This is a genomic window from Rhizobium lusitanum (assembly GCF_014189535.1).
GTDB classification, from domain to species: domain Bacteria; phylum Pseudomonadota; class Alphaproteobacteria; order Rhizobiales; family Rhizobiaceae; genus Rhizobium; species Rhizobium lusitanum_C.
On the sequence record NZ_CP050307.1, the window covers coordinates 1,873,573 to 1,895,299 of the forward strand.

18 protein-coding genes and 1 pseudogene are annotated in these 21,727 nt (G+C 59.5%); 13 read left to right on the top strand and 6 right to left on the bottom strand.

What is annotated here, in order from left to right; all coding sequences use genetic code 11:
* Positions 1–57 precede the first annotated feature (57 nt).
* On the bottom strand, positions 58–540 hold the full coding sequence (locus tag HB780_RS11670; RefSeq protein WP_007690674.1) for an MSMEG_0572/Sll0783 family nitrogen starvation response protein: 483 nt from the start codon (positions 538–540) through the stop codon (positions 58–60).
* Between the two features lie 355 nt (positions 541–895).
* On the opposite strand from HB780_RS11670, the gene HB780_RS11675 reads away from it, so the two are divergent.
* Both HB780_RS11675 and HB780_RS11680 read left to right on the top strand, forming a co-directional pair.
* Positions 896–2,299, top strand: a complete 1,404-nt coding sequence (locus tag HB780_RS11675; RefSeq protein ID WP_183687885.1) for an aminotransferase-like domain-containing protein — start codon at positions 896–898, stop codon at positions 2,297–2,299.
* Between the two features lie 159 nt (positions 2,300–2,458).
* Entirely contained in the window at positions 2,459–2,842 is a 384-nt protein-coding gene (locus tag HB780_RS11680) for a DUF983 domain-containing protein (protein WP_183687887.1), read from the top strand.
* A gap of 34 nt (positions 2,843–2,876) precedes the next feature.
* On the opposite strand, the gene HB780_RS11685 is transcribed toward HB780_RS11680, so the two are convergent.
* Together HB780_RS11685 and HB780_RS11690 are read right to left on the bottom strand one after the other, a co-directional pair.
* Positions 2,877–3,656, bottom strand: coding sequence for an SDR family NAD(P)-dependent oxidoreductase (locus HB780_RS11685; RefSeq protein WP_183687889.1), 780 nt, complete (start codon positions 3,654–3,656; stop codon positions 2,877–2,879).
* Between the two features lie 260 nt (positions 3,657–3,916).
* Positions 3,917–4,924: a LacI family DNA-binding transcriptional regulator gene (locus tag HB780_RS11690; protein WP_183687891.1), complete on the bottom strand. Its 1,008-nt coding sequence runs from the start codon at positions 4,922–4,924 to the stop codon at positions 3,917–3,919.
* 282 nt (positions 4,925–5,206) lie between these two features.
* On the opposite strand from HB780_RS11690, the gene HB780_RS11695 reads away from it, so the two are divergent.
* The 6 genes from HB780_RS11695 to HB780_RS11720 all read left to right on the top strand — a co-directional run bounded on the left by HB780_RS11695 (position 5,207) and on the right by HB780_RS11720 (position 11,507).
* Positions 5,207–6,451, top strand: a complete 1,245-nt coding sequence (locus tag HB780_RS11695; RefSeq protein WP_286203042.1) for an alpha-L-fucosidase — start codon at positions 5,207–5,209, stop codon at positions 6,449–6,451.
* Positions 6,452–6,473: 22 nt separating this feature from the next.
* Entirely contained in the window at positions 6,474–7,259 is a 786-nt protein-coding gene (locus HB780_RS11700; RefSeq protein ID WP_183687895.1) for a DUF4037 domain-containing protein, read from the top strand.
* A gap of 86 nt (positions 7,260–7,345) precedes the next feature.
* Positions 7,346–8,560 (top strand): ABC transporter substrate-binding protein, encoded by a 1,215-nt coding sequence (locus HB780_RS11705; RefSeq protein WP_183687897.1) that lies wholly within the window; start codon positions 7,346–7,348, stop codon positions 8,558–8,560.
* 78 nt (positions 8,561–8,638) lie between these two features.
* Positions 8,639–9,565 (top strand): carbohydrate ABC transporter permease, encoded by a 927-nt coding sequence (locus tag HB780_RS11710; RefSeq protein WP_183689698.1) that lies wholly within the window; start codon positions 8,639–8,641, stop codon positions 9,563–9,565.
* On the top strand, positions 9,555–10,409 hold the full coding sequence (locus HB780_RS11715; RefSeq protein ID WP_183687899.1) for a carbohydrate ABC transporter permease: 855 nt from the start codon (positions 9,555–9,557) through the stop codon (positions 10,407–10,409). The genes HB780_RS11710 and HB780_RS11715 overlap by 11 nt, the downstream gene beginning before the upstream one ends.
* A 30-nt stretch (positions 10,410–10,439) precedes the next feature.
* Positions 10,440–11,507 (top strand): ABC transporter ATP-binding protein, encoded by a 1,068-nt coding sequence (locus HB780_RS11720; protein WP_183687900.1) that lies wholly within the window; start codon positions 10,440–10,442, stop codon positions 11,505–11,507.
* A 134-nt stretch (positions 11,508–11,641) separates the two neighbouring features.
* On the opposite strand, the pseudogene HB780_RS11725 reads toward HB780_RS11720, so the two are convergent.
* Positions 11,642–12,978: pseudogene (locus HB780_RS11725) on the bottom strand (MFS transporter).
* Positions 12,979–13,541: 563 nt separating this feature from the next.
* On the opposite strand from HB780_RS11725, the gene HB780_RS11730 reads away from it, so the two are divergent.
* From HB780_RS11730 to HB780_RS11750, 5 genes are all read left to right on the top strand, one after another.
* Positions 13,542–14,423, top strand: a complete 882-nt coding sequence (locus HB780_RS11730) for a helix-turn-helix domain-containing protein (RefSeq protein ID WP_183687902.1) — start codon at positions 13,542–13,544, stop codon at positions 14,421–14,423.
* Between the two features lie 163 nt (positions 14,424–14,586).
* Positions 14,587–16,779: a TonB-dependent siderophore receptor gene (locus tag HB780_RS11735; RefSeq protein ID WP_435693860.1), complete on the top strand. Its 2,193-nt coding sequence runs from the start codon at positions 14,587–14,589 to the stop codon at positions 16,777–16,779.
* Positions 16,780–16,893: 114 nt separating this feature from the next.
* Entirely contained in the window at positions 16,894–17,943 is a 1,050-nt protein-coding gene (locus HB780_RS11740; protein ID WP_286202923.1) for a siderophore-interacting protein, read from the top strand.
* Positions 17,944–18,249: 306 nt separating this feature from the next.
* Positions 18,250–18,555 (top strand): hypothetical protein, encoded by a 306-nt coding sequence (locus tag HB780_RS11745; RefSeq protein ID WP_183687904.1) that lies wholly within the window; start codon positions 18,250–18,252, stop codon positions 18,553–18,555.
* A gap of 111 nt (positions 18,556–18,666) precedes the next feature.
* Positions 18,667–19,677, top strand: coding sequence for a TIM44-like domain-containing protein (locus HB780_RS11750; protein ID WP_183687906.1), 1,011 nt, complete (start codon positions 18,667–18,669; stop codon positions 19,675–19,677).
* Between the two features lie 90 nt (positions 19,678–19,767).
* On the opposite strand, the gene HB780_RS11755 is transcribed toward HB780_RS11750, so the two are convergent.
* Positions 19,768–20,352 (bottom strand): nucleoside 2-deoxyribosyltransferase, encoded by a 585-nt coding sequence (locus tag HB780_RS11755; protein WP_183687907.1) that lies wholly within the window; start codon positions 20,350–20,352, stop codon positions 19,768–19,770.
* 128 nt (positions 20,353–20,480) lie between these two features.
* Positions 20,481–21,647, bottom strand: coding sequence for a M20 aminoacylase family protein (locus HB780_RS11760; protein ID WP_183687909.1), 1,167 nt, complete (start codon positions 21,645–21,647; stop codon positions 20,481–20,483).
* Between the last annotated feature and the right edge of the window lie 80 nt (positions 21,648–21,727).

Sequence of the window (21,727 nt, forward strand, 5' to 3'; positions counted from 1 at the left end):
CGAACTCCTTTGTCCATGTTTGACGGGAGGCGGCGCTTGCGCCGCCTCCCTGCCCGGTCAGAGCGTCCACGTATCGAGGATGAAGGCGCCGTCGCGGCGATGGATGAGGATCAGATCGAGCACGTCGAGCGGGCTGATCGGGATGATCCCTGGGATGAGCGCCTGCTCGCCATGGCCATAGAGCGCCTGAAGCGCGAAGCGGCAGGCATAGACCTTCCCGCCCTCTTCCATGAAACCCTTGATCTGATTGTTGAAATTGAGATGGCCTGGAAAGGCTTCGCTGCCGAGTTTGGGGAACCCACGCTGCACGCCGAGCGTCACGCCCGGACCGTAGAGCAGCACGGCTGTTTCGAAACCCTTGCGCTTCAGCCGTTTGGCCTGCAGCAGGTTGACGAGGCCGATCGATCCCTCGAAGGCAACCGTGTGAAAGGTGATGAGGGCCTTGTCGCCGGCCTTGGCCTGGACGTCCTCGAAGACCTTTTCCTCATAATCAACGAAGAAATCGCCGTCGGCATGGGCTGGTGTTGTGACTGCGGGCATTGCTGGCTCCTGTTTTTGTCCCGATTTCGGTGTGGGGTACGAACAGGATGTTGCAATCACCATGCCAGTTTGAAGCTGCACAAATTACAGTCAAAATCGTCATTTATTCATTCAATAATGCATTCAATTCTTAAATTGCGACTCGAGTCAGCGTAATGAAGGAGCAATCGACAGAGCAAAAACCGTGCAACATTGCACGATATGAATGCATTCAATATGCATTCAATTTAAAGCACCTTTGCTGTTTTGACGCCGGCAGACCTCAAGATCTGCTTGGTGTGGAGAAATTGCTGATGACAATGAAAATACGCAACAATATACAGTCAATATAAAAAGAGCATGGATTCTAAGCGCAATGAGAGACTGGCTTCCCGACCTAAGCCTGAGCAGTGGCCCACGCTATGCCGCAATCGCGGATATCATCGAAATAGACCTGAAAAGTGGACGGCTGGTCATCGGCGACAGGTTGCCGCCGCAACGCGAACTGGCCAAGCGCCTTTCCATCGATTTCACCACGGTCGCCCGTGGCTATATCGAGGCCAGAAAGCGCGGGCTGGTGGATACGCAAGTGGGCCGCGGCACATTCGTCACCGGCGGCCAGGACAAGGACCGCCGTGGCTTCACCTCGGCCTTGGCGCCCGATCCACGCCGGACATCGATTGTCGATTTCTCGATGAACATGCCGCCGGAGACAGACGATCCCGAGCTGATTGCCCGCATGCAGGAGGGACTTTCCGCCGTTGCCGCCAACATGATCCCGCTGCTGCGCTATCAGGGCTTTGGCGGCTCCAGCATGGACAAGGATGCTGCTGCGGCCTGGCTGAGCCGGCGCGGGCTTGTGCCATCGCAAGAGCGGATCTTCGTTACGCCGGGCGCTCATCCAGCCTTGCTTGCCATTTTCGGGACACTGGCCAAGCCCGGCGAAACAATTCTCTCCGAGAACATCACCTATCCTGGCATACGCTCGATATCGGCTCAATTGCGGCTTAATCTATCGGGCCTGCCAATGGACGCGCACGGCATTCTGCCCGATGCGCTCGCAGATGCCTGCCGACGGCTTGGGCCAAAGGCGCTCTATCTCAACCCGACCCTGCAGAACCCGACGACGGTGACGATCCCCGAAAAGCGCCGCGAGGAAATTTGCGCCATAGCCCGCAAGTATCATGTGCCGATCGTCGAGGATGATGCCTATGGCTTTATTCCGCTGCATGCGCCGCCACCGCTGGCGACAATGGCGCCGGATCTCACCTGGCACATCGGCGGACTCGCAAAATGCATCGGCGCCGGGTTACGCCTCGCCTATGTCGTGGCACCCGACACCAAGGCTGCCTGGCCGTTTGCCAGCGCGATGCGCGCCAACAATGTCATGGCCTCGCCACTGATGGCGGCACTGGCAACACGCTGGATTGAGGACGGCACCGCGGATACCATCCTGCGCTTCGTTCGCACGGAAGCCGCCGCCCGCCAGACGCTCGTCGCATCCCTTCTGCCGGCCGGCAGTTTCGAGGCCGATCCACTGAGCTTCAACATATGGCTGCCGCTGACCAATGGATGGACTCGCTCCACGTTCGGCAGCCACATGAACGCCGCAGGCCTGGGTGTCGTCGCCAGCGACGCATTCACGGTCGAGGGCCCCGCCCCGGAAGCCGTCCGAATCTGCCTCGGGGGCCCGATCAGTCGCGAAAAACTGCGCAGCGCCATCGAATTCATGGCACATGCGCTCGAAGGACCGCCTGAAATGACCGGATCGTTTTTCTAGCCCGCCCACCCACCTGATTTTGAAAGCGAAATACGCCGCCCCTGTTGGCGGACGGATGCGTCATTATGTCGAGTAGACAATCGCTCCACTAAGGCGCATCTATATTGAATGCAATCAATAATGTTATTGAATGCATTCATTTCAACAGGAGTTACCGAGATGTCCGCCGACATGGATTGGCCGCCACTTTCACCCTTGCAGACCGGTTTGCGTGGGCGCTGCCCCCGTTGCGGCCAGGGTCATCTGTTCGACGGATTTCTGACCATCGCCAGGGAATGCGAGGTCTGCGGGCTGGATTATTCCTTCGCCGATCCCGCCGACGGGCCGGCTTTCTTTGTCATCTGCTTTGCCTGTGTGCCAAGCGTGTTTCTCGCCGTTTGGCTCGAGGTCCAGTACAGCGCGCCGATCTGGGTGCATGCCTTGCTGACCTTGCCCTTCATGCTGGCGACATGCATTCCGCCTCTGAGACCGCTCAAAGGCTGGCTCGTGGCCAGCCAATTCTTCTACAAGGCCGAAGAGGGTAAGGTCGTCAGATCTCAATAGATGCCGAGCATGAACAGCATCGGGAAGGCTGACTTCAAACCGTCGCCAGCATCCCGCCGTCTACATGGTAGGCCGAGCCGACGCTGTAGGATGCGCGGGGAGAGCAAATAAAGACGCAAAAGTCCGCGAGTTCTTCGACCGAACCGAAACGGCGGATATCCGCGTGTTCGTCCGCGACGCTCTGCAGATAACCCTCCCAGCCGTCTCCTGCCAGTTCCCGGGCCGTCTTCTCCCAGTCGGGCGTACGGATAAGGCCGGGATTGACGACATTCACGCGGATATTGCGCTTGATCATCTCGACCGACAGGCACTTGCCGAACATCAGAAGTGCTGCTTTCGTGACGTTATAGATTGGCTCATACCAGAGTGGTTGCACCGCGCAGATGGATGCGTTCATGAGCATCGCGCCGCCGCCTTTGGCTTCCATTTGGTCGGCGAGCGCCCTGCTCAGGCGAACGGCGGCCATAAGGTGCAAATCCCAATAGGACTGCCACTTCTCGTCTGGTGCATTTGCGACGGTTTCGTTGGAGCCGGTGCCGGCGTTCGAAACGAAGATGTCCGCACCGCCAAGCCTTGCCGCGGCATCCACGATCACCTGGCACCCCTCCGCGGAGGAAACGTCGGAAGCCACAGCCTGGGCCGTGACGCCGAATTCACTCGCGATGCTCGCGGCAGCAGCTTCGACCTCGGCAGCCGTTCGGGCCGTAATCACGACATGGCAGCCCTCGCGCGCGAAAGCCTTGGCGATCCCAAGGCCGATGCCCTTGGAACCACCGGTGATGACTGCAACTTTATCCTTGAGATGAAGGTCCATTCGCTCTTCCACTGTTCGCCAACGACGTCACGGTACCGTGATGCCACGCAATCGAAATTCCGAGAGGCAAGGAGGTCGCCATGCCGACGAAAAGCTCCGCCACGTCCATTCTGCCATAAGGCTCCGCTCCGCCAACCTCTTTTTTCTTCCGTCCAGCTTATCTGTCTCGTTAGCCGGCGAAGAAGGGGAATCTCCCCTTCTGATCTCATCCGAATTTCGACACTTTCGCGACAGCAGCGAACCAATCCGGCGACATCCCTCTAAATCCTTCGGCAGGAATTACCGGGGACGAATTTCGGGGTCAGCACAAAATCCTGCGGCGGCTCGACGGCGCCTTGCGGGTTGGTGATCCTATGCATGAGGCGCCGGGCAATGATGCCGCCGAGCGCCAGCGTGTCCTGAACCACCATGGTAATGCGCGGGGTGATGACCGAACTCCATTGCACATTATCGATCATGGCAAGCGAGATGTCTTCGGGACAACGAAAGCCCAGTTCCTGCATGGCTTGCAGCGCGGAGAGTGCCACCGCGTTGTTGGCCCCGAGGATCGCGGTGGGGCGCTCAGGCTGGATAAGCAGCCGCATCGCCGCCTCGTAGCCGGCGGTACGGGTGAACTGTCCATCGACGACGAAATTCGGGTTCACCTCGACACCGGCATTCGCCATGGTGTCCACGAAACCGCGATAACGTTCGGTCGCCGTGTGCATATGGCTTGGGCCGGTAATGAAGGCGATGCGCCGGTGGCCGAGTTGCAGAAGATGTTCAGTGAGCATCGCTCCGGCGAGGTGGTTGTCGGAGCCAACAAAGTCACGCTCGATGCCGGCAACCTTCTGGTCAAAGCAGACGATCGGCACGTTCAATCCGCCGATGAAGTCGACATAGTCCTGATCATGCCCCGATGGCGCAAGCGCCAGGCCTGCCGTCTTGAGGCCGATTAGGTGTTCGACCATGGCCTTTTCACGCTCCGTCTTGCCCGAGCAATCGGTGACAAGCACGAAATGGCTGTGGTCGAGCGCATAATTCTCCAACTCGCGCCGGATGTCGCCGAAAAACGGGTTGCCGACATTGCCGACGACGAAGCCGACCATGCGGCTGCGTCCGCGCGCCAGGCTCTGCGCAAGCGGATCTGCCACGAAACCAACCGCCGCCACCGCATGGCGGATTTTTTCAAGAGTCTTCGGGCTGACGCGAGCCGGATTGCTCAGGGCCAGTGAGACCGTCGACACCGATACGTCTGCGAGTTTGGCAACATCGCGAATTGTGGCCATCAGATTTTCGAACCGTTTCTATCGCTTTCAGCCTACCCGACGAAGGCACATTCTCATGCAACCTTTCGTCACATATCTAACATCTACAGGAATTCAAGCAATATGCCGAAAGACGATTTCAACAGCGCACTTGACATCCGGCATGAGAGAATCAATGATTAAATCGAACCGGTTCGATAAAGCTCAAAATCTTGGGAGGATAGCGTGAGCAATATAGCGACGAGCAGTGGTGGCCTTGATACGGCCAACGGCAAGGCATGGTTTACGCAAGACAGATTCGGGATGTTTATCCATTTCGGGCTCTATGCGCTCGGCGCGCGGCACGAATGGCTGAAGAACCGCGAGGAATTCACCACCGAGGCCTATCAGAAGTATTTCGACAATTTCGACCCGGACCTCTACGACGCCCGCGAATGGGCGCGCCGTGCCCGCGCCGCCGGCATGAAATATGTCGTGCTGACCGCCAAACACCATGAGGGCTTTTGCCTGTGGGACAGCAAGGTCACCGACTACAAGGTCACCAATACACCCTACGGCAAGGATCTGATCGGCCCTTATGTCGAAGCTTTGCGCGCCGAAGGGCTGAAGGTCGGGTTTTACTATTCGCTGCTCGATTGGCACCACCCGGATTTCCCGATCGATACGCATCACCCGCAGCGCAATCATCCCGATGCGGCCAAACTCAATGAAGGCCGCGACGTCAGCCGCTACGCCCAATATATGCGCGACCAGGTGACCGAGCTTTTGACCGATTTCGGCAAGATCGACGTGATCTGGTTCGATTTCAGCTATCCTCGCCGCGTGCACAAGGGGCTTCCCGGCAAGGGCCGCGCCGATTGGGAAAGCGATCGCCTGATCAAACTGGTGCGCGAGTTGCAGCCCGATATCATCGTTGGCGACCGCCTCGACCTGCCGCGCGACGCGGATCACATGCCCGATCTGGTAACACCGGAGCAATATACCCCGCGTGTTGCGCCGAGCGTCGCGGGGCTGCCGGTACGCTGGGAAGCCTGCCACACCTTCAGCGGCTCCTGGGGCTATTATCGCGACGAGACGACCTGGAAAGATGCCGGCCAGCTCATCAATATCCTGATCGATACGGTTTCACTCGGCGGTAATCTATTGATGAATGTCGGCCCGACCGGACGCGGCACATTCGACGCCCGCGCCATCACGGCGCTCGATACCTATGGAGACTGGATGCGGCTCAACGGACGCGCCATCTATGGCGCCGGACCGTCCGCATACAAGGCGCCGAACGGCTGCCGCTTTACCCAGAAAGGTAACCGGCTCTATCTGCATGTGCAGACCTGGCCGTTCCGGCACATCCACATCGAGGGACTGGGGCGCAAGGTGAAATATGCGCAGTTCCTGCATGACGCCAGCGAGTTGCACTGGCTGGATCCAGATGCGGAGGTGGATAGCAACATCGGCGTTGCCGTCGGAGAAGGCATACTGACCCTCGAATTGCCGGTCATGAAGCCCGATGTGGTGGTTCCGGTGATCGAGCTGATCCTGAAGGATTGAGCGCCCTCCCGTTGGTGCCGTCATGAACCGCGAAGCCGAACTCATTGCCGCGATGACGCCGTTGATCGCCGATCTGGCCGAAGACGGCAATGGCGCCGTCGCGTTGGCCGGCTCGCGCGGCAAGGGGCGGTCCGACGCACAATCGGATTTCGACTTCCGGGTCTATGCCGATGCCTATCGCGGGCCGGAGCTTAGGCAGACCAGCTCATGGCGGCGCTTCGAGGAGGCCATGCGCGACTGGCAGGCCAAAGGGACCCGCATGGACGGGATATGGATGCGGCGCTATGCCGGCGTGCAGCAAGATCTGGACACTTGGCTTGCCGGCATTGCAGTCCCGAAGAATTTCGAATGGACGATCTGGGGCTATCATCTGCCGACGGACCTTTCCAGCCAGCAGATCATCGCCGATCCACGCGGTCTGCTGGCGGGATGGAAACGACAGCTGACGCAATATCCCGAGGCGCTCAGGGCCTCGGTTCTGGACCAGTACATGGACATTCTGCGCTATTGGGCCAAGGACTATCACTATGAAAGCAAGGTCGCCCGCCGTGACCTCGTCTTTCTGGTGGGACTGACAGGGAAATTGGCCAACGCCATTCTGCAGACCGTCTTTGCTTTCAACCGGGCCTATTATCCGGGAGATGGCTGGAACCTGCCCATGGCGGCCGAACTCGAGCGGCTGCCGCCCGATTTCCTGCCGCGGATGATCGCCATTCTGGAACCGGGAGACGACCCCGACGCCTGGCGACGCCAACGAGCGCAACTGATCAGAATGATCACCGATCTAGAGGCGCTGATCGCGGCCTGAGAGAGCAGCAAGACCAAACCGGAGGAGAGAGCCGGGACACTGACGACTGTCATCGCAACCATAGTCCTTGAGGAGGAGGAACCATCATGAAACATTCGTTGATCTTTGCAGCCGCCCTGACGGCAAGCTCCCTATTCGGCATCAGCGCTCAGGCGCTGGATGCGCCAGTCACCGTCACCTGGCAGATGTGGGGCGAACCCAACGACGCCCAGCTCTGGCAGCAGTTGGCCGATCTCGTTACCCAGCAATATCCCGATATCAAGGTCAAGCTGCAGCTTTCCGGCTGGACGGATTATTGGACCCGCCTGCCGGTTCTGGCGGCATCCGGCCAAGTCGCCGATATCGTGTCGATGCAATCCATGCGTATGCCGAACTTCTATTCGATCCTCGACCCGCTCGACGACTATGTGAAGAAAAGCGACGTGAAGGTCGCGGACTTCGAAACCTCGATCATGTCCGGGCTTTCCCAGGACGGCAAACTCTATGCGCTGCCCTATGATGTCGGCCCGTGGATGGTGTTCTACAATCGCGACAAATTCGCAGCCGCCGGATTGAAAGAGCCCGCCAAGGACTGGACGTTCGACGACTTCAAGACCACGGCCAAGGCGCTGACCAAGGACGGGACTTACGGCTACGGAACACAGGCCTTCGATTTCATCGCCGGCCCGGTCGCGCTCGGCGCGGAATACTTCAACGCCGACAACGAATTCGACCTGACCAATGCAGGCTTTGTCGACGCTTTCAGCAAATATGCTGACCTTACCGCCAAGGACAAGCTTTCCCCCGTCTTTGCCTCCGCATCAGACGCGTCGGCGGCAAGCGGTCGTTTCGCGTCGGGCAATGTGGCCATGTATATCGACGGTCCCTGGACGCTGATCACGGCCCAAGCCAACGTCAACTTCAAGATCGGCATTGCGCCGCTCCCGCGTGGCAGCGGCCCCTCGCGCTTCATCACCGCCGGCTCGGGCTGGGGTATTTCGGCGGCAAGTCAACACAAGGATGCCGCCTTCAAGGCGTTGCAGGTGCTGACAGGCCCGAAGGCAGCAGAGATCCTGGGGGCGGCCGGACGGGCGTTGCCGGCGCGGCTTGCCCAACAGACCTACTGGTATGACGGGGCGGCCAAGAATGTCGCCGGTACCCGCGATACGCTGCAATATATGTTCGCCCATACGACGCCCTTCCGCATCAACGAGAAATGGAACCAGTTCGAGAATCTGGTGATGCAATATGTGCCGGTGGCGTTGACGGGGGATTCGACGCCTGAAGGCGTGCTTTCCGACATTCAGAGCCAGCTTCCGTAAACCTCGGCGCCTGGCCGGCCTGCGTCCGGGCGCATCGGCCAGGCCGCAACGCCGCTTGCCGGAAAGGAAAGGCACATGATGCTGGCCAAACACACCGACCTCAATGCGAGATCAAGGCCGCGTTCCAGAAGATGGTTCAGGGGAGAAGGGTGGACAGCGCTGTTCTTCCTGTTGCCAGGCCTGATCGGCATTTTCCTGTTTCTTGTGCTGCCAATCCTTGCTTCGATCGCGCTCAGCTTCACCAACTGGCAATTGCTCGGCACGCCGCGTTTCGTTGGTTTCTCCAATTATACGCGGCTGTTTACCACCGACCCGCAATTCTGGACGGTGATGCGCAATACCGTCTTCTTCACGATTGAATACCTGATCCTCAATATCGCCCTATCGCTGGGATTGGCAGTCTGGATCTCCAGCCTGAAGATCGGGCAACGATGGTTCCGGGTGGTCTTCTTTCTCCCCACCTTCACGCCGCTGATTGCGGTTGCCATCGTCTGGATGCTGATTTTCAGCAGCGGCGGCCTTTTGGACAGTCTCATGGCGCAGCTTTCGCTGCCGTTCTCAGGTGTGCTCAACAACCGAACACTGGCCATGCAGGCGGTGATCATCACCTCGCTCTGGGCCGGCATCGGATACAACACGGTGCTGTTCAACGCAGCACTCGACATGGTGCCGGCAACCTATCTGGAGGCCGCGCGGATCGATGGCGCGACGGCCTGGGATCGGTTCTGGAAAATCCGGCTGCCACTGATCTCGCCAACCCTGTTCTTCGGCACGGTGATGACGGCGATCACCTCGTTGCAGGTCTTCGACCAGATCTACGTCATGACCAAGGGCGGACCCGGCTCATCGACCGCAACGCTCGGCTACGCCATCTACCAGCGTGGCTTCCAGAACTTCCAGATGGGCTACGCCTCAGCCATCGCCTGGGTGATGTTCGCGCTGATCATGGCGTTAACAGCCCTGCAATTCTGGCTCCAGCGCAAATGGGTGCACTATGACGCTTAAGTCCAAGGCCAGGGCGCGCCGAAAGCTGGCGCTCGACATCCTCAATCACGCCGCGCTGCTTCTCGTCGCGCTTGCCTTCTTGTTTCCTTTCTTCTGGATGATCTCGAATGCGGTGCGCTCCAATGCCGAGGTGATGGCAATACCGGTGCGTCTTCTGCCTGAGGTCTTCGAATGGGGTAATTTCGCAGCCGCCTGGACCAGATTGCCGTTCGGCCGTTTTTTCCTCAACAGCGCCATCATCGCCATCTGCGTCACGGCGATCACCGTCGTGGTCTCCTGCCTTTCGGGCTATGCCTTCGCACGGCTGAAATTTAGGGGACGCGAGATGCTACTGCTCGGCTATATCGGCACGCTCATGGTGCCGCCGCTGATGCTCATCATCCCGCTGTTTCTGATCGTCAACAGGCTCGGCCTTGTGAACACCTTTCCGGGCGTGATCCTGCCGGTCGCCTTCGGTACTTTCGGCGCATTCCTGATGCGGCAGTTCTTTCTTTCCATTCCGATGGAACTGGAAGAGGCGGCAAGGATCGACGGCGCCTGGCGACTGCGAATCCTGGTCAGCATCATCGTGCCGCTGTCGATGCCGGCCATCGGGCTTTTGTCGCTGTTCACCTTCATGGGGCAGTGGAGCAATTTCCTCTGGCCGCTGATCGTCATGACCGGAGCCGACAATGCCACCCTGCCGGTGGGGCTCACCCTGTTCCAGACGCAACAGGGGACGCAGTGGAACTATCTGATGGCGGGTGCCGCCCTTTCAATGCTTCCGGGGATCTTCCTCGCGATCATCCTCCAGAAGCTCATCTACAACAGCATCGCCCTCAATGCGGGCATGGGAGGGCGCTAGTCGCCTTTCGACAATATTGGGAGTGAAGACATGGCGAAACTGACGATCCGCAACGCCGTCAAACGCTACGGTGCGCTAGAGGTGCTGCATGGCGTCTCCGTCGCGGCAGAGGACGGAGAATTCGTCGTGCTTGTGGGACCTTCGGGCTGCGGCAAATCCACCTTATTACGGATGATTGCCGGGCTTGAAAGCATCAGCGATGGCGAGATCGAAATCGGCGACCGCGTCGTCAACGACCTCGAACCCAATGAGCGCGACATCGCCATGGTGTTCCAATCCTATGCGCTCTATCCGCATATGACCGTTCGCGACAACATGGCGTTTTCGCTCAAGCTTGCACGCCGCAGCCGGCAGGAGATCGAACAAAAGGTCAACGACGCCGCCGGCATTCTTGATATCACCGCGCTCCTCGAGCGCTATCCACGGCAACTGTCCGGCGGACAGCGCCAGCGCGTGGCCATGGGACGGGCCATCGTCCGCGACCCCGCAGTGTTCCTGTTCGACGAACCGCTCTCCAATCTCGACGCCAAATTACGCGTGCAGATGCGCACGGAAATCAAGACGCTGCATCAACGCCTCGGCACCACCATGGTCTATGTGACCCATGACCAAATGGAGGCGATGACCATGGCCGACCGCATCGTGGTCATGCGCGGCGGCCATATCGAACAGGTCGGCTCGCCGCTCGACATTTACGATAAGCCCGCTAACAATTTCGTCGCCGGATTTATCGGATCGCCGTCGATGAATTTCATTGACGGCCTTGTCGTTGAACGAGACGGAAAAGTTGCGTTGGCAATGGCGGAGGGTGTGCACTGGCCTCTGCCGGACAATGCACGCGCCTATGTCGGACAATCCGTTCAATTGGGCATCCGGCCCGAACATATTGCAGTCGACACGGACGGAGTGCAGGCAAAGGTCACCATCATCGAGCCGACGGGCTCTGACACGCACCTGCAATTGCTGGCCGGCTCCCAATCAATCATCGCGTCCGTCAGGGACCGCCCCTCTGTGGCGGTCGGCCAGTTCGTCCCGCTCAGGATCGATGAGCGGAAGGCGCATCTGTTCGATCCCGCGAGCGGCAAGCGGCTGCACTGAACGGGCGACCAGGAACAATCACAGCCCCGGGCCATATCTCGACCCGGGGCTGATAAGTTTACAGTGCCTTTTGGAACCCGTTCCATCTGCTGGCAGCGCATGGAAGACTTTTCCAAATTGCGGTCACCGCGCTTTTATCGAGATGCCAGAGTCAAGGCACCTTCGGGCGCTTGAGGCTGCCTGATGGAAAAGACGAGGATGGCGGACAGCAACATGAACGCTCCGACAATGAACATCGGCAACTGATAGAAGCCAGTCATATCCTTGACCGCACCAGTGATATATGGCGCGGCAAAGCCGGCGAGATTCCCGATCGTATTGATCAGCGCTATGCCCGCGGCCGCCCCGGCACCGGTCAGGAACTTGCTCGGCAGCGCCCAGAAGTTCGGCAGAGCGGAGAAGATCGCGCAGGCCGTTATGGCGATCACGGCGATCGTTGCTTCCGGCGAAGACATGTATAGCGCCAGCGGTATACTGGCTGCACCGACCAAGGCGGGAATACCGACGTGCCAGGTGCGCACCCCACGCTTCGAAGCGTCGTTGCTCCAGAAGTACAAGGCTACCGCGGCCGGCAGGTAGGGAATGGCGGTAATCAGCCCCTTGTCGAACACGTCGAACTTCGTGCCGAATTTCGCTTCGAAGCCGGCGATGATCGTGGGCAGGAAAAAGGCGAGTGCATAAAGACCATAGATCATTCCGAAATAAACCAGGGCAAGCAACCAGACTCGGCCGTTCGTCAGCGCCTTGCCGACCATGTTCCCGTGCGACTTGCTGATTGCTTTTTCCTCATTGGAAAGCTCGCCGAGCAGCCAGTCCTTCTCCGCCTTGGTCAACCACTTCGCGTCCTTTGGCGTATCCGGCAGGTAAAACCAGGTGATAATGCCGACGATGACGGCAGGAACGGCAACACCGAAGAACATGATGCGCCAGCCTTCCAGCCCGAACGCGCCGTGTGCCTGAATAAGCAGGGATGCGACGGGAGCCCCGATAACGGTCGTCAGCGGCTGGGCGAGGTAGAACAGCGCCAGGATCTTTGCACGATGGCGGGAAGGAACCCAGCCACTCAGAAAGAGGATAGCACCGGGAAAGAAGCCCGCTTCGGCGACACCGAGAAAGAAACGCAGCGTGTAGAGTTCCGTTGCGCTGCTGACCCAGGTGAACAGCAGCGAGACGATACCCCATGTCACCATGATACGGGCCAACCAACGCCGCGCGCCGTATTTATGGAGTGCCAGATTGCTTGGAATTTCGAGAACGATGTAACCTAAGAAAAATATCCCGGCTGCAAAGCCGAATTGAGCGGCGGTCAGGCCGAGATCGGTCGTCATGCCATTGGGGCCGGCAAACGAGATGGCCGTCCGATCCAGGAAATTGATGAAGAACATGAGCCCGATGAAAGGCGCCAATCGCCACGAAATTTTTTAAGTGCCGATTGCTCCGCAGAAGCAATGCCAGTTTGCACGTCACTCATGATATCCGATTTCCTCCCTATACGGCCTTGCCTCCCAACGATCCCCGATCGCGGCGCGTGACACAGCCTCGTTTCTGATGGTCAATTATGGTTGCTTGGGTGCCGGCTAACGGCGACTTGCGCGCCTTCCGCATCCCGGATCTTGCATCGAGAGATCGACGGCTGCCGCTCGTCTGCAAAGGACGCGGGAACAGCTCTCTCGGTGCTATCTCTGCCTCGCCAGCGAAGATCGCGATCATCAAGGATGAGTGACATTGCAGGTCAGGATCAGCCGCATTTACCTCGATTTCCGAGCCGCGATGCGATCCCCTCAAATCGCCTGGTAGCCGAAGCCCGTATTATCGGCGGCACAAAAAAGTATGGCCCTCATCACCCCAACCCTCCCCAATTTGAAGGAGTGATAATTCATCTGGTATGATGAGTCAATCATCATGTCGTTATAAAAACATAGCCACCCACCAGAGCCTTTACGCACCGCGTTGCCACGGCGGTGTTGTTGCGGTAATAACTTGAGTATACGAAGAAGGATTATTGCCTGCGGCAAAGCTTAGAGCTGGGGGACGATGTTTCAGCCACGGATGCAAAACAGGATTGGCGGTTTTTCCGTTGTCGGCGGCGTTCACCGCCGCCAATGGAACGGCATCGTCGCCGATGTCTGGAACGTCAATTGCGCGGCCCGCGCCGGCGGCTATTATGTCGCCGAGGATCCGCGGCTCTTCATCCTGCTCGACCAGCGCGGTTCCGGCACAAATGGCATCAAGCTTTCGCCGCGCGCCCAGAGCCGGCCGCAGGATTATGCTCACGAGAGAATGTCCTACATTCCCGCCGGTATGGAACTTTGGGCGGATCTAGCCGGCATCGATTTCGTACGCCATCTCGATATTCATTTCGATGCCGAGATCATCGGCCAAAGGCTGTTGGAGGATATCGATCCGTCACGCCTCGACAATCCGCGCCTGCACTTCTCCAACCCACGGCTGATGGCGCTTGCCGAGCTGATCGCGGCCGAATGCGAAAATCCGGAGCCGCTGCACGATCTCTACGGCGATGGCCTGACGCTTTCGCTGCTCATCAATGTGCTGCAGCTGCGCGGCCCACAGCCGCGCCGGCGCAGCGAACTCGCTGCCTGGCAATTGCGGCGCGCGGTCGATTACATTGAGGAAAATTGCCTGCGCACGATCCGGCTAGAGGAACTGGCATCGCTGACCGGCCTGTCGCAATCGCATTTCAGCCATGCCTTCAAGGCCTCGACCGGCCTTCCCCCGCATCAATGGCAGACCAGGGCGCGGCTGGAGCGAGCCAAACAGTTGCTGCTGAAAGGCGACACGCCGCTGACCAATGTCGCCGTCGAGACCGGTTTTGCCGATCAGGCGCATTTTACCCGCGTCTTCCGCAAGAATGTCGGCACCACTCCTGCTAGCTGGAAGAGAAGCCACATTGCCTAAATGCCACACCCCGCGAGCAATTGCCGACATCGCGGAGAATTGCCCAAAAATATTCAATTTCCCCAGGATCAGACAAGCCGCGCCAGTAAATATGAGTTAATTGCTCATCTTATATGACGGGCTGGCCACTTGGTCGAGCCGACAGGGCGCGAAGTTGGGACTGATGACGCACATGCAGGGATTGAGCAAAGACGGATCGATGTGGCGGCTGATGGCGGGCGTGGCCATCGCGACGATACTATCCAGCACGCAGCTTATGGCGCAGGAGAGCCCGACGGTGTTGCAGCCGCTGGTCATCCAGGGCGGACAGAAAGACAGCGAAAAGAACGGCACAGCGCCGGTCAAAGGCTATGTCGCCAAGCAAACGACGTCAGGATCGAAAGCCGATACGCCGATCACCGAGGTGCCGCAGTCGGTCTCCGTCATCGGCCGGCAGGAAATGCAGGATCGCGGCATCACCAACAAGGTCGACGAGGCGCTGCGATACACGCCGGGCGTCACCACGCAGCCCTTCGGCAATGACGGCGATACCGACTGGTTTTATATTCGCGGCTTCGACGCGACACAGACCGGCGTCTTCATGAACGGCCTGACGCTCTACAGCTACGGTTTCGGCGGCTTCCAGATCGATCCGTTCATGCTTGAGCGTGTGGAAGTTTTGAAAGGCCCTTCCTCCGTGCTCTACGGCGGATCCAATCCGGGCGGTCTCGTCAACATGGTTCGCAAGGAGCCAACCGACGATCCCCAATATTCCACAGAGATCGGCATCAACAATCTCGGCAACGCCTTCGTCGGCTTCGACTTTTCCGACAAGCTCTCGGCCGACGGCGTCTATCGCTACCGGCTGACCGGCAAGATCGCCGGCGGCGATACCTATAGCGATGGCACCCATGACCTGCGTGGCTTTATCATGCCGCAGATCACCGTCTCTCCGGACGAGTCCACCAAACTCACCGTCTATGGCATGCTCAGCGGCCTCGATGAGGTCCATACCGGCAACGGCTTCTTTCCCTATGTCGGCACCGTGGTCGATGCACCCTATGGCAAGATCAAGCGCGATGCCTTCTATGGCGAACGCAGTATCGACAATCTGAAATACGCCCAGCAGATGCTCGGCTACGAATTTTCGCACGACTTCGACGGCGGCTGGACCGTGTCGCAGAATGCGCGCTACGGCCATCTCTACAAGCGCGAGGAAGGCCCCTATCTGAACGGCTACGTGGACGGCAATCCGCTCGATCCGTCCTACGACGATCCGAACTATATGCTGAGCCGCATCGGCTTCTTCGAGCGCTCGAAGGTCGACACCTTCTCGGTCGATACCCGCGCCGAGAACAAGTTCGACACCGGCCCGATCAGCCATGACTTCCTGATCGGCACCGATTACTCGATCTACCGGCTCGACCAGGTCCAGGCTTGCTGCGGCTCCAACCCGATCAGTGCCACCAATCCGGTTTACGGCACGGCGCAGGGTGCAAACTTCGTCTACCTCGATCAGGTGCTGACGCAGCAGCAGCTCGGCGTCTACGCGCAGGACCAGATGCGCTTCGGTGGCGGCTGGCTGCTGACGCTCAATGGCCGCTATGACTTCGTCGACACCAATTCCGACGCAACGGTCGGCACCACCTATAGCTCGAACGAAAATGCGCCGAGCGGCCGCGCGGGCCTGGCATACGAATTCTCCAACGGCATCACTCCCTATGTCAGCGCCGGCACCTTCTTCAGGCCCCTGGTCGGCACCAGCGTCAGCGGCGGCGGCCTGAAACCGGAGAAGGGCGAGCAGTATGAGGCCGGCATCAAATATGAGCCCGACTTCATCGACGGCCTTTTCACCGCGTCGGTCTTCCAGATCGACCGCAAGAACATGGCGCTGACCGACCCCGCTACTTTCCTGCAGCGGCAGATCGGCGAAGTTCGCTCGCGCGGCGTCGAATTCGAAGGCAAGGTCAATCTCGACGACAATTGGAAGCTGCTCGGCTCCTATTCCTACACGGATCTCGAAATTACCAAGGACATCGATTCCTCCGTCGTCGGCAATTCGCCCTACCTCGTGCCAAACTCCACCGCTTCGCTCTGGCTCGACTATGCCTTCACGAGCGACGCGCTTGATGGTCTGAGCATCGGTGGCGGCGTGCGCTATCAGGGCAAGTCCTGGGCAGACGAGGCAAACACCCTGCGCGTACCTTCCGCCACGCTCTTTGACGCTGGCATCCGCTACGAAAAGAAGGGCTGGGGCGCTTCGCTCAACGTCGCCAACCTTTTCGACAAAAACTATGTCGCGGGTTGCGCCGGGGAAAATGTCTGCGGCTATGGCGAGGCGCGGACCGTTACCTTCAAGCTCAGCAAGAAGTGGTAAGTGGAGAATAAAAGTATACTTTAATCCGCCACTATGGCAGAGAACCGAGGATCGCCGACCGCGATCCTCGTCCTCGTTTGAAACGCGAAGGCGATGCAAAAGGAGGCCATCCCAATGATGCATGCGAGAGATTTCACCGCCTCGGGCGTTGCCACCCACGCCGATGCCGGGCGCCTGCTCGATCAACTCTGCGAGTATTTGGCGGAGCATGTGACGGTGACGCGAAGCGCCGAAGGCGCGCGACTGGAAACCATCATCGGCAGTGCCGATATCGCCGTGTCGTCAAACCGTCTCGACATCAAACTGCGCTGCCCGACCGCCGCCAAGCTCTTTACTATCCGCAGCATGGTCGCCGAACGGCTCTTTGCATCATCCGGCGAGACGCTCGACCTCACCTGGGCCGACGGACCACAGGCCGCCGTCATTCCCGATTTCCGCGAGATCACCGTTGTCGGCGCGCGCAACATCACCCCGCATATGCGCCGCGTAACCGTCGCAACTGACGATGCCAAACACTTCCTGGATGGCGGCCTGCATATGCGCCTGCTGATCCCGCCGAAGAACCGCACCCCGGTCTGGCCGCATACCGAGCCGGACGGCCGCATCCATTGGCCCAGGGGCGACAATGCGCTAACCATCCGCGCCTACACGATCCGCAACATCGATCTTGCCGGGGGCGAGATGGATATCGATTTCGTGCTGCACGACGGCGACAATATTCTCGGCGCATCATGGGCGTTGAACGCCCGCCCCGGCGACCGAGCCGGCCTTATCGGTCCGGGCGGCGGCGGTGTTCCCGCTGCCCGCAAGCTCATTCTGGCCGGCGACGAAACCGCCCTGCCCGCCATCGCCCGTATCGCGGCCACTGTGCCCGCTGAAGCCGAACTGCGGATTTTCCTGGAGGTGGCGGACAGGCACGAGGAACAATCACTACCTTCGGCCGCATCGCTGGATGTCACATGGCTTCATCGCAACCAGGCGGCCGCGGGAACAACCAGCGTGCTCGAACGTATCCTGCGGGATATCGTGCCCACCTCCGATCCCGAAACCTTCGTCTGGGTCGCCTGCGAACAGGCCGAAGCCCGCGCCATCCGCAATTTCATGAAAACCGAAATGGCCGCCGACCGCTCCCGCTTCAGCGTCGCCGCCTATTGGCAACGGTGAGCGCCTGAGAGGAAAAGGATAGAGATCCTATTACCGTGCTGCTCAAAGCGATTTGACCAGACGGTGAAGTACATGGTTTTTGCCGCCAGTCGTATCGATACGGCTAACGCCGGTTGGGCCAAAGCCTTTGCGCTCCCCAAATGCACGACCGCGCGAATTAGCTTCGGTGACTGCGAGGCACAGCCGCGTTGCTCATCGAGAGCGTCTAGCTAGACAATCAATAGAAATCGGTTGTGCAAAGTTTGAGTTGACCACCTTCAATGGCGAGGCGACATTCGCAACCAGGAGCAAGCTGGAGGAAAAGCGATGGACGAGGCAGACCGTTGGCGCCATATGGCAAATGCACCGAAAGACGGTAGTCGGATTCTGGTCACGATCCGACCTTCTGAGCAGGGGCCGGCGGAAGTTGACCTCGCATATTGGTCGAATGGCGATCAGTTTGCGGGAGAAGGGTGGCGAGCGTCCGATTCCTCACCCGGGCAGATCATCGAATATGCCGAACCGGAATTGAAATGTTGGATGCCGATGCCCTCGGCTAACCTCCGTCGCGCCTCGATGCCTCCGCCATGGGAAGGCGACGATGACAAGAACCTTGACGGGTCAGGCATTTAAGAACTCGCACCTGCCTCGCCCAAAAGGAAGTTCTCCTGCGAACTTACAATCGCAAGATGGCATACCCATATACCTTGAAAATCGCTTTTCTGCCCAAGGACAGGAGAACCAATGTTCCGCGCAATACCACGTTTCGCTCAGGTCGCAGCCATCGTCGCCCTCGCCGCCGCCACATCCATTGTGAGCTTTGACGATGCCGATGCCCGTCGCGCAGGCTCCAGCGGGTTTGGCAGCCGCGGAACGCGAACCTTCGACACGCCGGCCGTAACGCGGACGGCTCCGACCCAGGCCGCTCCGATCGAACGGACGATGACGCCCCAGCAGCAGACCGCAACGCCGTCAGTGGCCGGTGCCGCCGCTGCACAGCCGCGTCGCGGCCTCTTTGGCGGCTTCGGCGGCTCGATGATCGGCGGATTGATCGCCGGCGGCCTTCTCGGCATGCTGATCGGCAATGGCTTTGGCGGCGGCTTCGGCTTCCTCGGCCTGCTGCTGCAAGGCGTGTTGATTTTCGTGGCCATCCGCTTCGCCATGCGATTTTTCGCAAACCGCCAACAACCGCAACACGCCACAGCCGGACCATCGGCAGGCGGACAAAATGCGTCGTTCAATATGAACGCCTCGCGACCCTCCTCCTTTACCATCCCGACGATAGGCGGCGGGGCAGCGGCTGCATCGCAGAAAAAGCCGGCTCAGGCCGATGACGAGATTGGGTTGCAGCAAGCCGATCTCGACCGCTTCGAAAAACTTCTGACCGAAGTCCAGTCGGCCTATGGTTCCGAAGATTATGCTACGTTGCGCCGGCTCACCACGCCAGAGGCGATGTCCTATCTTGCCGAGGAACTCGGCGAGAACGCCACCAAGGGTGTCCGCAACAGCGTCACCGACGTTCGCCTGCTGCAGGGCGACATTGCCGAATCCTGGCGCGAGGACAATGCCGAATACGCCACCCTGGCGATGCGCTATTCGAGCGTCGATGCACTGCTCGATCGCAAGACCGGCCGGCTTGTCGACGGCGATGACCGCAATGCCTCGGAAACCGCCGAGATCTGGACTTTCGTGCGTAAGCCTGGCTCGGACTGGATTCTTTCCGCTATCCAGGGAACGGAACTCCACCACGCTTAACAATTCCCCAACCCCGCCAGATGCATCCCATGCGTCTGGCGGGGTGGAGTAGATTTCGTGGGTCAGGTGTATCCAACCACCGCAGACCGTTTATCCAGCGCTTACCGCTCGCCTCAGCAATCTCTCCGCAGCCACCTTTAGGCATTCTTCGAAGGCTGTCAGATCAAGGAACAGCCTGTCGGGTTCCACTTCCCGCGTGATGATCGTTCCGCCGCGGCTATCGATGCCGCCATCCAGCATCAGATTATCAGCCATGTCGAAGTTCTCGAGCGACATTCCGTCCGTTCCGCGATAGCGCCCATCATCACCCAGATGGATGGAATCACCGTAGAAACGGCTCACCCGTTCGAAATGGCTCTTCGTGCTGTTTGAGAACGCAAAGGCGGGACAACCGCGAGCGCACATGAAACCCAGTTCGAAGGCCGTGCCGATATCGGCGGCGACGCCCCGAAAGGGTGTCAGATTGGCGATGATCAGGTCGGAGCCCAGCATCAGGCTTTCATTGATGGCGCTGATCGCGAGGCCGCGCTCGCGTTTCGTTTCGGTTTCTGGAACGACCAGGTCGCCCGGCGATACCGGCGTGAAACCGAAGCTGCGCGCCAAGGCGATCTTGCGGTCGAGGATTTCCCGTGCGTTCGGAAGAAAAACCTCCGGGCCTGCCAAATATGCTCTCAATCTATTGCCTCTTTGTTGGGGTGAGCGGCTCCGAGATTATCGAGCCGGACGAAAAACTGCCGTGATCATGTTTCCATCGCGTCCTGTACACGCCCCGAGAAGACACGGGCAAGGACCCCAGGCCTTGATCAAGACAGCCGCTGCGCCGCCACGGCGGCCCAATAATCGATGCCGTAGGCGATGGCGTCGTCATTGAAGTTGTAGGCCGGATTGTGCAGATCGGCGCTGTCGCCATTGCCGAGCCAGATCATCGCGCCGGGCCGCTTTTCGAGCATATAGGAAAAATCCTCGGAGCCCATGGTCATCGGCCAGTTGCCGTCGACCCGCTCCGCGCCGACGACGCTTTCAGCGGCGGCGATGGCGACCGAGGTCTTCTCGATATCGTTGACGGTCACCGGATATCCCGGGCGCCAATCGATCTCGGCCTGAGCATCGTAGAGAGCGGCCGTTGCCTTGACCACGTCACGGAACCGCTGTTCGACGGCGCGGCGCGTCGCCGGCAGCATGGTGCGGATCGTGCCGCCGATCTCGACCGCAGGTGGGATGACGTTCAGCGCCTTGCGGTCGCCGCCGCTGATGAAGGTGACGGACACGACGACGGAATCGAGCGGATCGATGAAGCGCGACGCGATCGACTGCAGCGCGACGATCAGGTGCGAGGCGGCAAGCACAGGGTCGCGGGCAAGATGCGGCGTGGCAGCATGACCGCCAAGCCCGGTCATGGTGATGACGAAGCGGTCGCCCGCGGCCATCATCGGGCCGCTGCGGATGGCAAACGAGCCGATATCAAGTCCCGGCTGATTGTGCATGCCATAGACTTCGTCGATGCCGAAACGCTCAAGCAAGCCCTCTTCCAGCATGACACGGCCACCACCGCCACCCTCTTCCGCCGGCTGGAAGACAAGAATGATCTTGCCGGCGAAATCCCGATCGGCGGCAAAGCGCTTGGCGGCACCCAGCAGGATGGCGGTGTGACCATCATGCCCACAGGCATGCATCATGTTCGGCACCTTCGAGGCATAGGGCAGGTTCGTCTGTTCCGACATCGGCAGCGCATCCATGTCGCAGCGAAGCGCGATCGTCTTGCCAGCGCCTCTGTTGCCCGAAATCACCGCAACGACCCCCGACGTAGCAATCCCGGTCACCACCTCGTCGCAGCCGAATTCCCGCAATTTCTCCGCCACCAACGCCGAGGTGCGCGGCAGGTCGAAGAGGATCTCCGGATGCTGATGGATGTCGCGGCGCCATGTCTTGGCTTCGTCCGCGATGATGCGCGATGCTTCGGACGGTTTCATGAAAGCTCTCCTGCAAAGTGGCTTCGCACCGGTGCTGGGATCACCGATGACGGGCGGGAATGGATCAAGATCAGACATAG